This is a genomic window from Actinosynnema sp. NPDC002837 (assembly GCF_040295345.1).
Lineage (GTDB): Bacteria > Actinomycetota > Actinomycetes > Mycobacteriales > Pseudonocardiaceae > Actinosynnema.
Map to the genome: position 1 here is coordinate 1 of NZ_JBEOVG010000153.1, position 11,315 is coordinate 11,315.

Sequence of the window (11,315 nt, forward strand, 5' to 3'; positions counted from 1 at the left end):
CCCGTCCGGAACACCGGACGGGCCGCCGCGTCGTCGACTCAGATGAAGCGCCAGAGGTGGTCGTTGGTGCCGTTGTCGTCCCAGATCACGATCTGGGCGCCGCGTGCGGTGGAGGCGCCGTTGACGCCGAGCACGCGCCCGCCGTTGCCGCACTGGATGCGGAAGTAGCCGCCGGTGCCGTAGCGCAGCCGCCACTTGTGGTCGTTGGTGCCGTTGTCGGCCCACTGGAGCACCCGGGCGCCGTTGGCGTTGGCCGCGTTCTCGACGCCGAGGACCTTGCCGCTGTGGGAGTTGCGCAGCCGGAAGTAGCCGTCGGGGTCCACCACGGCGGTCCAGAGGTGGTCGGCGGTGCCGTTGTCGTCCCACTGCACGGCGAGGCCGCCGTCGGCGGTCGACATGTCCTGCACGCCCAGGACCAGGCCGCTGGCGAGGTTCTGCACGCGGCGGGCGCCGACGGGCACGAACCGCCAGCGGTTGTCGGCGGTCCCGTTGTCCGGGTCCTGCACGGCCTGCGCGCCCGCCGAGGTGGAGCCGTTGAGGATGGCGAGCAGCTTGCCGCTGTTGCCGTTGCGCAGCTTGTGGGTGCCGTCCCCGTTGTCCAGGACCGTCCACTTGTGGTCGGCGGCGCCCGTGTTGCTCCACTGCAGGACGCGGGCGTTGTCCGCGGTGGACGCGTTCTCCACGCCGAGCACCTTGCCGCTGTTGCGGTTGCGCACCCGCACGGCGCTGCCGTCGACGACCAGCTCCCAGTTGTGGTCGGCCGTCCCGGTGTCGTTCCACTGCACGGCGAGGCCGCCGTCGGCGGTCGACATGTCCTGCACGCCCAGCACCAGGCCGCTGGCCGCGTTCACCAGCCGGTAGCCCGCGTCCGAGCCGCCACCGCCGCCGCTGGTGCTCCAGTAGACGGTGTAGTTGTGCCCGTGGGCGTCGTAGAACGGCCCGAGGTTGACCGTCGCGCCGTCGGCTCGCGCGGTGAACGCCAGGCCCGACGTGCCGGTGCGGGTGATCGAGGCGGTGTCCAGCGCGGGCAGCCTGCTCAGGGCGGTGTTGCCGTAGTTGCCCGACAGCACGACCGGTCCGAACGTGACCGCGGCGACGGCGGGGTTGTCGTTGGAGGGCTGCACCACGACCCGCATCGGCAGGCGCACGGTGACCGCGTCGCCGGGAGCCCACGACCGGGTGAGGCTCGCGTAGGTGCCCGGGGTCGTGGCGATGTCCTGCGCCACGCCGTTGACGCTGACCGTCGCGCCGGTGGTCCAGGCGGGGATGCGCAGGCGCATCGTCCACGACCCGCTCACGCTGCCGGTCACGGTCAGCGTGGTGGTGTCCGACGCCGGGTAGCTCGTGGTCTGCGTGACGGTGATCCCGCGCTGCGCCCAGGTCAGCACCGACGGCGTGTACAGGTTCACCGTCAGCGTGGTGCCGTTGTGGAAGTAGATGGAGTTCGCCAGGGAGGTGTTGACCTCCAGCGCCGTGCCCTGGCAGCACCAGAACGTCGTGTAGTCGGTGCTCCAGTTGCCGCCGCCCCACGCGGGTCCGGTGTTGCCGCGCCGGTGGCCCGGGTTGAGGCCGGTGAAGTAGCAGATGTGGCCGTGCGGGTCGGCCGTGTTCTGCTGCCCGATGAGGTGGTTGAGCAAGGCGCGCTCGTAGAAGTCGAAGTAGGAGGCGCGGTTGGGGTCGAGCAGCCACAGCTCACGGGTCAGCTTGAGCATGTTGTAGGTGTTGCACGCCTCGGCCGTGTCGGTGTTGAGGTAGGCGGCGATGGCGTTGGGCGCGCGGAAGTGCTCGGCCTGGCTGTTGCCGCCGATGACGTAGGTGTGCGCGCCCACCGTGATGTTCCACGCGTTCGACGCGATGTCGCGGTAGCGGGTCGTCCCCGTGGCCTTGTACTCGCGCGCCGCGCCGATCCACTTCGGCACCTGCGTGTTGGCGTGCAGCCCGCTGAGCCGGTCCTGGTTGGCCGCCAGCGGGTCGAACACGGCGGCGTGGTCGAACCGCTGCGCCGCGGCCAGCCACCGGCTGTCCCCCGTCTGCTGGTACAGGTCGGTCAGCACGGCGTTCATGCCGCCGAACTCGGTGCCCAGGACGCGCTGCATCTGGCTGTAGGACAGCCGGCCGGTGCGCCAGTCCACCCACCCGGCGAACCGCAGCAGCACGTCGCGCGCCTGGGTGTTGCCGATGTGCCGCCACACGTCCAGCAGACCCGCCAACGTCTTGTGCAGCGAGTAGTACGACACCGACTTGGGCGAGCCCGCCTCCATCGCGTCGAAGTCGGACTCCGGGAACCCGGACAGGTACCCGGTGTTGAACCCGGCGGCGGCGTTGTTCGCCTGGCACTTCGCCAGCTCCGCGACCATCTGGTTCGCCCGGTCCCGGCACGTGGTGTCGCCCAGCACCGCCCACGCCTGCGCCCACGCGCTGAGGAAGTGGCCCTGGCTGTGGGTGCGGAACGGGAAGTTCGGCGCCTCCCAGCCGCCCAGCGCCGCCGCGCCGTTGGTGGACAGCCGGTGGTTGGCGCGGAAGTTGTAGAGCAGCCGGTCGACGTTGACGAACTTCAGGTACGTCAGCGTCCGGCTCTGGTTCTCCATCCAGCGACCGGGGCTCAGCCGCACCTCGCCGAGGTCGAACGGGTGGGCGGCCACGCCGAGGTCCGGCCGGACCGGCGGCACCGACGCCGCGACCGCGGACCCCGTGGTCAGGCCGGGCACGGTCGTCGCGACGGCCGCGACGCCGACGGCTTGCAGCAGCGTGCGGCGGCTCAGGGGTGACGACATGGGCTCTCCTGTGGGTTGGAGGGAAGGCCGGTGACGTCCCGCGGGACCGGCACGCGCGGTGAGGCGGGCGCGCCGCCGTGGCGACCGGCCGGGACATCGCGGTGCGGCCGGCAGGACCTGTCGGCGAAGGGAGATCAGGGACGACGTGGCGGAGCCGCCGCGACGGGTCGGCGCGCTAGGAGCGCCGCGCGAAGGCGCCGACCGCGGAGGTTCAGCGGGTCAGGACGTCCGGCTGCGGCAACGATCGGCGTCGGGTCGGGACGTGCGCGGCGTGCCGTGTTCGTCGCATCGGAATCCCCATCGTCGTCGTTGACGGGCGGTCGTGCCGGCGGATGCGTGACCGACTCGGGCCCGGCGGCCCGGCTGTCAGCACAGTAGCCACCGCCCGAGCCGGGCGTCAACAATGCGGCCCGCTAAAATGTTCACGCTCACTTTTAGCGGGCCGCAGCGCGTCCGGGTCGCCGATCGCTTGAACTTGGTTGTTTACAGAGGTGATCTCGCCTTCTCTTCCGCTACAGGACCAGCAAACCTGATCGACCGCAGGCTGATTCGTGTGAGCGTGAACATCGCCGGGCGACCAGAGCCGCGCCGCTTCGTCAGAAGCCCCAGAGCCGCCACGTCTGGTTGCGCGGGCTCGACTGGCCGACGGGGTTGCAGGTCCACTGGTGGACCGTGGCGCGCACCGCCGTGGAGACCCCGCTGACGTCGACGCACTTGCCGCTGTGCCGGGCCACGAGCTGGCGGTCGTGGGGGTCGTTGCCGGAGTAGGTGACCTTCCGCAGCGCGAACTGCTGGTTCCGCGCCCCCGGGAGGCACGTCCACTGCTGCACCGCGGCGCCGTCGGCCGAGGACGAGCCGTTCACGTCGAGGCACTTGCCGGTCTGCGCGTTGACGACGGTGTAGGTGTCGGCCGCATCGGTCACCGGCCGGAAGTCCCACAGCTGCTGGTCTCCGCCCTCGCAGGGGAACTGCTGCTGCCGGTTGCCGTCGGCGGTGCCCAGGTCCGCGTTGTCCAGGCACTGCTGCGAGTGCTGGGCGACGGCCACGGACGCGACTCCCCGGCTCGACGGCGGCAGGAGCGTGATGGTGAAGGTGTCGTCGATGGCGGTGTGCGGCAGGTTGACCGTGGCGCCGTTGCCGGACAGCGTCACCACGGAGTTCTGCACGGTGATCGGCCCCTGGACCGCGCCGCCGCCGTTGTGCGGGATGCGCTGGACGACCGCCCGCACCTGGTTGTTCTGCACGATGCCGCTGGTGGCGTCCAGCCGCCGGAGCTGGACCGCGACGTTGCCCGTGGTGCCGCCACCGCCGACCAGGACCTTCGCGACCCCGTCGGCCTTCGTGGCGAACGCGTCGTAGGCCGGGCTGGGCGTGACGGAGACGACCTGCCCCGTCTGCGAGCCGTAGAAGCGGTAGACCCACCACTCGCCCTTGGGCTGGTGCTGCCCGGCCGAGTTGCGCACGAGCAGGTTGCCGAGGTCGTTGTGCAGGTTGCCCGCGCTGGCCCAGTTGGCCCGCAGGCCGTCGGCTCCCGCCCGCTCCAGGCGCGCGATGTACCAGGCGCCGTCACCGGGGTTCTGCTCGTTGGACGCGCCGTACTCGTTGATCTGGTAGGGCCGCGGGTGCGGGATGCCGCGCGAGTCCAGCGTGGTGTTCGCCGCCGCCACGTTGGCCACCGGGTCGCCGGGCAGGGAGTGCCAGCTGATGATGTCCGGCACCGTGTTGGACGTGCGGATGAAGTCGAGGTACTGGTTCCACCACGTCCCGTTCGTCGTCGGGACGCCCGCGAAGCTCGGACCCACGATCAGCTGCTGCGGGAACGCGGCCCGCACGCGCTGGTAGGTGCGCCGCCACAGCTCGAAGTACTGGGACTGGGGACGGTTCCAGAACGGGGTGATGTTGGGCTCGTTCCACAGGTCCCACTGCACCGGGACGCCCGTGGCCCGCACGTCGTCGATCAGGCGGGTGAGGAAGTTGTCGTAGTCCGCCCAGTTGCCGTTGTCGCCCGGGAAACGGGAGATCGGGTAGCCGTCCGCGCCCCACAGGTCGTGCGGCAGCAGGATGAACTCGCCGCCCAGCGACCGGGTGCGCAGCAGCTGGGCACGGGTGGCGTTCCACCGGCGGTCGTACTTGCCCGCCACCCAGCCGCCGGGCCCGTCGAGCTGGGCGCCACCGGCGCGCATGTACCGGAACTTCACGTCGCGGAAGAAGTGGTCCGCCGGTCCGGACCCGTTCTCGGTCATGCCGTAGATCCAGCCGGAGGCCCGGTAGGTCGGTGAACCGCCGGCGACGGAGAAGTCGACGGAGATGGACTCGTCCCCGGCCAGGGCCGCCGGACCGGGCGAGACGAGGGACGTGACGACGGAGGCGGCGATGACGAGGCCGGCGGTGACGCCGCGACCTCGCCGCCTTGCGGGGTTGGTGGCCACGCGTGACTCCTTTGTCGGTGATGGGGCGAAGAGAGGTCGAACCGGTTCGACTAGCTCTGCACCGTACGCGCCGGCTCGCTTGCACGACAAGGGTCGAACCGGTTCGGCTGAGGCGTCGACGGTCGCCGAAGTCAGGCCGCCACGGCCGTCGACGGTCGCCGAAGTCAGGCCACCCGGGGCGTCGACGGTTGCCGAAGCGGGCCGCCGAGGCGGGGAACTAGCGCCGCGGTCCGGCCGGTCGGGTTTCGGCGTCCGCGGCGAGCAGCAGGTACGCGCTCGCGGTCCAGGTGTAGGCGCGGTCGCGCAGGCCGTGGCCGGTGAGGGCGTCGAAGTTCTCGGCGAAGCCGCTCTTCTCGCACACCGCCCGAAACCGGGCGCTGACCTCGTCGGCGAGTTCCACCGCGCCTCCTCGGCGCAGGCCGTCCTCGATGAGCACGGTCGACGGGGCCCACACCGGGCCGCGCCAGTAGCCGTCGGCCTCGTACCAGGGCGAGTCCGGCAGTTCGGTGGCGAGGCCCACCGGGGTGAGGTGCCGCGCCACGCCCTCGGCGAGCTTCGCGTGCACGTCGGGGGGCAGGTCGGCGCCCAGGACGACCGGCATGAGGTCGAGCAGGCTCGCGGTGGCGCGCGACGTGCCGTCGACCGCACGGCCGGTGAACGTCGTGCCGTCCCACAGCCCCGTCAGCATCGCGCCCAGCATCGCGTCCGCCTCCCCTGCCCAGCGCGCCGCGGCGGTCGGGTCGCCGAGCTCCCCGGCCAACCGGGCCAGCTCCCGCAGCTGCACCACGAGGAACGCCGCCAGGTCGGCGGACTGCACGAGCCGCCGGTCGCCGAAGACGGTGGAGTTGTCCCAGCCGCTGTCGTTGCCGTGCTCGTAGTGCGGGAACGGCTCCCCCGGCGCCCGGCGGTGGTCGAGCCAGAACGTCGTCCACGCCGCCAGCTGCCGGTACAGGCCCGGCAGTTCGGCGGCCGGGATGCCGCCGGGCAGCTTCGACCGCAACCGGCCCACCGCCCAGCCGTGGATCGGCGGCTTGACGAAGTTGTGCAGCACTTCGGCGTGCGTCACCGAGTCGGGCAGCGCGCCTTCCTCGGTCTGGTGGTCGAACACCACCTGGAACTGGTCCCACGCCAGGTCGGGAACCCCGGGCGCGAGCGCGAGGGCGTTGAAGCAGTGGTCCCAGCTCCAGACCTTGTCCATCCAGTTCTTCGACATCAGCACCGCCGGCCTGCGGAGGAACCCGGACGGGCTCACGGTGGCCGACCACAGCACGTAGCACGCGAGCTCGGCGGCGGGGGTGCGGTCGCCGCGCCAGGGCGCGACCCGGTCGGTGAACCGCTCGAACGACCGCCGTGCGGCCGCCACCACCTCGGCGAAGGTCGCCCCGGTGGAGAACCGCTTGCGGGCGGTCGTGATCTCCTCCACCACCAGTTCCCACCGGCCGCCGTCCCCGCCGACGACGACCGCGCGCTCCGCCGTGCCGAGCGCGGAGTCGCCGTGCACGTCCTCGCGTCCCGCCAGGACGGTCACCCGGTAGCGGTGGCCGGTCTCGTAGGAGGTGAAGACGTACGACGAGGTGACGGGGTCGCGGAAGAAGTAGGTCCCGGTGAAGGGCGTCAAGGTGGCGTCCGCCGCGGCGATGCGCAGGCCGAGGCCGTGGCCCGACACCCTCAGCGCCGACGGCGACTCGAACGCCGCCGCGACCTCGCCGCGGCCCGCGGTCCAGGTGAGCAGGACCGGGTTCGCCGCGACCTCGGCGGTCACGCGGGCGCCGGCCAGCACGGGCGTCAGGGACAGCACCGCGTGCATCCCGTTGCGGTGGGACACGAGGTGCAGGTCGTCGGCGTAGTCGGCGAGCCCCACGACCGCGGACAGGTCGAACCACGCCCCCGGATGGCTGAACGGGATCTCCCGCACCGAGAAGTCGTCCACGAAGGTCCCTTCGGTCAGTCCTTGACCGCGCCCGAGGTGATGCCGGCGGCGACGAAGCGCTGGGCCAGCACGAGCAGCGCGGTGGCGGGCACGGAGGCGACCACGGCGGTCGCCATGATCGCGTTCCACTCCTGGTTGTTGTTGCCGATGTAGCGGTAGATCCCGAGCGTGAGCGGTTGCATCGCTCCTCCGGCGTCCAACGTCGCGGCGAACACGAAGTCCGACCACGCCCACAGGAACGCGAACAACGCGGCGGTGACCACCCCGTTGCGACTGGCGGGCAGCACCACGGACCAGAACACGCGCCACGCGCCCGCGCCGTCGATCCGAGCCGCCTGCACCACCTCGTCGGGCACCGAGGACATGAACGAGGTCAGGATCAGCACGGCGAACGGCACCGCGATGGTCGAGTCGGCGAAGACCAGGCCCCACAGGGTGTTGGTGACGCCGAGCTGGACGTAGATGCCGTAGAGCCCCAACGCCATGATGGTGCCGGGGATCATCTGCGCGACCAGCAGCACGAACGTGAGCGGTCCCCGCCCGCGCGGGCGCAGCTTCGCCAGCGAGTACGCCGCGGGCGCGGCCAGCGCCAACGTCAGCACCACGGTCCCGAGCGCGACCAGCAGGCTGGTCCCGAAGTAGGGCAGCTGCTCGTCCAGGACCCGCGCGTACCCCTCGAACGTCGGGTTGCCCGGGAAGAGGTCCGGCGGGGACTTGCGCATCCGTCCCGGCGGGGTGAGGGAGACGTTGACCATCCAGTAGACCGGGAAGAGCATCACGGCGGTGAGCAGCAGGCCCACCGCGGTGCGCCACCGGGGCCGGGTCATGACGCGTCCTGGTGGCGCTGGACGCGGACGTACGCCAAGCCCGCGACCACGGCGAGCAGGATCAGCACGTTGCCCACCGCCGCGCTGGGCCCGAAGCGGGGCAGCATGCTGCCGAACCCGAGCTCGTAGGACCAGGTGGCGAGGGTGGTCGACGACCCGCTCGGGCCGCCGCGCGTCATGATCCAGATGATGTCGAACACCTTCAGCGTGTAGACCAGGCCGAGCAGGAGCGTCACGGCGGAGACCGGCCGCAGCATCGGGAACGTGACGTGCCGGAACGTCTGCCAGGAGCCCGCGCCGTCCAGGGCCGACGCCTCGTGCACCTCGGCCGGGATGTTCTGCAACCCGCTGTGCAGCACGACGAGGTTGAACGGGATGCCGATCCAGACGTTGGCGATGATCACCGACGTCAGCGACCAGTCCGGCGAGGTCAGCCAGTGCGGGCCGGAGACGCCGAACCACGACAGGGCCGCGTTCACCACCCCGGCCTCGCTGTCGAACATCCACGCCCACGTCGACGCGGACACGATCAGCGGCAGCAGCCACGGCACCAGGAACAGCGCCCGCAGCGTCGCCGACAGCCGGAAGTGGCGGGTGAAGAACACCGCCAGCGCCAACCCGGCGGTGTACTGGAACACCAGCGAGGTCACCGTGAAGAGGACCGTGTTGAGCAGGGCGGTGCGGAAGACGGGGTCGGCGAGCACGTCCGCGTAGTTGGCCAGCCCGATCACCTGCGCGCCGCCGTGCACGAAGGTGCGGACGGTGTAGTCGCGGATGCTCAGGTCGAGGGTCGTCAGCAGCGGGTAGCCGTAGCACAGCAGCAGGTAGGCGACGAGCGGGACGAGGAACGCCCAGCCGACGAGGTTGCGGCGGACCACGGCGCTACTTCGCCGACGCGGCGGCGCTCTGGGCGTCCTCGAGCGCGTCCGCGGCGGGCTTCGACCCGGTCAGCACCGCCTGCACCGCGGTCCACAGCGGCTGCGAGATCCGCGGGTAGCGGATGCCGAGGCCGTCGCCGGTGCGGCCCTTAGCGGCCTGGACGGCGTCGACCCACACCTTCAGCTCCGGCCGCGCGGCGACCTGCTGCTCCCGCACCGATCCGATCGCGGAGACGTAGGTCAGCGCGGTGTCGGTGGCCAGCACGGTGTCCGGGCCGACCAGGCAGTCCGCGATCTTCGCCGCGGTGGCCTCGCGGTCCGCGGAGCCCTGCACGGGCACCGTGACGAACTCGCCGCCCGTCGGCGCGGGCGCGACGCCGCCGTCCCGCGAGGGGATCGGGATGACGCCGTGCTCGAAGCCCAGCTCCGCCGCGTTGCCGAGCTGCCAGGTGCCGTTCTCGGCGAACGCGTACTCGCCGGTGGCGAACTCCTGCCAACTCGTGGTCTGCGTGTTGCCGACGACCGAGTTCGGCGCGTACCGCTTGTCCAACCACGACTTCCACAGCTCCACCGCCGCCACTGCCTGAGTCGAGGACAGGTCGGTCAGCTGCGCGCCCGCGCCCCAGAACCACGGCAGGAACTGGAAGGAGCCTTCCTCGGTGCCGATCGCGGAGAACGTGATGCCCTTCTTGCCCGCGCCCGTGACCTTGGCCAGCGCCGCGTCCAGCGACGCCCAGTCCGTCAGCGATGCCGGGTCGACGCCGGCCTGCGCCAGCACCGCCTTGTTGTAGTACAGCGCCAGGGTGTTCGCGCCGATGGGGACCCCGTAGGCCTTCCCGCCCACCTCGCCGGCGGCCAGCAGGTTGGGCGACGCCCCGGACGCGTCCAGGCCGGTGTCCTGGTTGGCCCGCAGCACCCCGCCCTCGGCGAGCGTGGAGACCACCGGGTTGTCCACGACCAGCACGTTCGGCGCGGTGCCCTGCTGCGCGGCGAGCAGCACCTTGTTGGTCAGGTCGGAGGTGTCGTACGCCTGGCGCTCGACCTCCACGCCTGCCTCCGCGCCGCACTTCTCGATCACCTTCACCCACTCCGAGCTGCCGTCGAACTGCGGGTAGGGGTCCCACACGGCGAAGGGCCCGGCGGCGCTCCCGTCGGTGTTCCCGCTGGACGTGCACGCGGTCAGGGCCAGTCCCGCGGCGACCAGGGCGGTGGCCGCGCGTCGGCTGGGCGAAGTGCGCTTCATGGGGGTCGGTCCTTCCTGGCGGCGACGCTGACACCTCATCGAACCGGTTCGACCTTGCGAGGCTGCGTCAACGTATCGGCGGCAAGGAGCGCACGCAAGAGCCGCATGACATATCATCGAACGCCTGTCGAACCGGTTGGACGGAGAGCGGATGAACATCGGTGAGATCGCCAGGCGCGCGGGCGTTTCGCGCAGCACGGTGTCCTACGCGCTCAGCGGGAAGCGGCCGGTGTCGGCGGCGACGGCGCAGCGCATCAACGGCGTGATCGCCGAGCTGGGCTACCGGCCCAACGCCAGCGCGCGGGCGTTGGCCGAGGGGCGGACCCGGACGCTGGGCCTGGTGATACCCCCGGCGAGCAGGCGGCTGACGGACGTGCAGCTGGGGTTCGTCGCCAGTGTGGTCGAGGTGGCGGCGGCGCACGACCTCGACGTGCTGCTGTCACCCAGCGGCGGCGACCACGACCGGTCGTTCGAGCGCATCGTCACGGGCCGCCGGGTGGACGGCGTGATCCTGATGGAGATCCTCCTCGACGACCCGCGGGTGGCGCGGCTGGAGCAGGAGGCGCTGCCGTTCGTGACCATCGGTCACGTCGAGCACCCCGGCGCGTCGTGGTGGGTCGACGTGGACTACGCGGAGCTGATCAGGCGCTGCGTGCACCACCTCGCCGACCTCGGGCACCAGGACGTCGTGCTGATCAACCGGTCCGACGAGCTGGTGGCCGCGGGCTACGGCCCGGCGCTGCGCTCGTCGACCGGTTTCCTCGCCGCCGCCGAGGAACGCGGGCTGACCGCGCACACGGTCTGCTGCGCCGACGAGCCCGCCGCGGGTTCCGCGTGCTTCGAGGACATCCGCCGGCGGTGGCCGGAGGTGACGGCGGCGGTGACCATCAACGAGGCGGCGCTGCCCGGCCTCCAACGTGCGCTGCGCCGCGCGGACCTGGACGTGCCCGGCGACTTCTCGATCACCGGCGTCATCGCCGGCCGCCTGGCGGAAGCCTTCCACCCACCCCTGACCGCCGCCGACGTGCCCGCGGGCGAGATGGCCCGGCTCGCCGTGGACCTGCTGGTGGAGCAGATCGCCGACCCCGGCGCCACCCCGCGGAACGCGCTGCTCCAACCGGCCATCGCACTGCGGTCGAGCACGGGAGCACGCCGCCGCTGAACACCACTGCCGAGCCCTCGGGGTGGGGGGGGTGGGGGGGGCCCCCCCCGGCGGGGGCGGGCCCCCCACCCC

Annotated in this window: 7 protein-coding genes; 1 reads left to right on the plus strand and 6 read right to left on the minus strand. The window is 71.8% G+C overall.

What is annotated here, in order from left to right; all coding sequences use genetic code 11:
* Positions 1 to 38: 38 nt before the first annotated feature.
* From ABTZ99_RS43480 to ABTZ99_RS43505, 6 genes are all read right to left on the minus strand, one after another.
* Positions 39 to 2,774 (minus strand): beta-L-arabinofuranosidase domain-containing protein, encoded by a 2,736-nt coding sequence (locus tag ABTZ99_RS43480; RefSeq protein WP_498781900.1) that lies wholly within the window; start codon positions 2,772 to 2,774, stop codon positions 39 to 41.
* 596 nt (positions 2,775 to 3,370) lie between these two features.
* The gene (locus tag ABTZ99_RS43485) at positions 3,371 to 5,203 is read right to left on the minus strand and encodes an RICIN domain-containing protein (protein WP_498781901.1); all 1,833 of its coding nucleotides are present in this window, start codon (positions 5,201 to 5,203) and stop codon (positions 3,371 to 3,373) included.
* 217 nt (positions 5,204 to 5,420) lie between these two features.
* Positions 5,421 to 7,133, minus strand: coding sequence for an amylo-alpha-1,6-glucosidase (locus tag ABTZ99_RS43490; protein ID WP_499618983.1), 1,713 nt, complete (start codon positions 7,131 to 7,133; stop codon positions 5,421 to 5,423).
* A 14-nt stretch (positions 7,134 to 7,147) separates the two neighbouring features.
* The gene (locus tag ABTZ99_RS43495; protein ID WP_499618986.1) at positions 7,148 to 7,960 is read right to left on the minus strand and encodes a carbohydrate ABC transporter permease; all 813 of its coding nucleotides are present in this window, start codon (positions 7,958 to 7,960) and stop codon (positions 7,148 to 7,150) included.
* Positions 7,957 to 8,838, minus strand: a complete 882-nt coding sequence (locus ABTZ99_RS43500) for a carbohydrate ABC transporter permease (protein WP_499618988.1) — start codon at positions 8,836 to 8,838, stop codon at positions 7,957 to 7,959. The genes ABTZ99_RS43495 and ABTZ99_RS43500 overlap by 4 nt, the downstream gene beginning before the upstream one ends.
* Positions 8,839 to 8,842: 4 nt before the next feature.
* Complete coding sequence (locus ABTZ99_RS43505) at positions 8,843 to 10,081, minus strand: sugar ABC transporter substrate-binding protein (protein ID WP_499618991.1); 1,239 nt, start codon at positions 10,079 to 10,081, stop codon at positions 8,843 to 8,845.
* A gap of 151 nt (positions 10,082 to 10,232) precedes the next feature.
* Between ABTZ99_RS43505 and ABTZ99_RS43510 the strand changes: the two genes are divergently transcribed.
* Entirely contained in the window at positions 10,233 to 11,243 is a 1,011-nt protein-coding gene (locus tag ABTZ99_RS43510) for a LacI family DNA-binding transcriptional regulator (RefSeq protein WP_498781911.1), read from the plus strand.
* The last annotated feature ends 72 nt before the right edge of the window (positions 11,244 to 11,315 follow it).

Bases quoted from the DNA above. Each gene is read 5' to 3' on its own strand.
- ABTZ99_RS43510 (WP_498781911.1), top strand. From the start codon at position 10,233: ATGAACATCGGTGAGATCGCCAGGCGCGCGGGCGTTTCGCGCAGCACG.
- ABTZ99_RS43480 (WP_498781900.1), bottom strand. From the start codon at position 2,774: ATGTCGTCACCCCTGAGCCGCCGCACGCTGCTGCAAGCCGTCGGCGTC.
- ABTZ99_RS43505 (WP_499618991.1), bottom strand. From the start codon at position 10,081: ATGAAGCGCACTTCGCCCAGCCGACGCGCGGCCACCGCCCTGGTCGCC.
- ABTZ99_RS43495 (WP_499618986.1), bottom strand. From the start codon at position 7,960: ATGACCCGGCCCCGGTGGCGCACCGCGGTGGGCCTGCTGCTCACCGCC.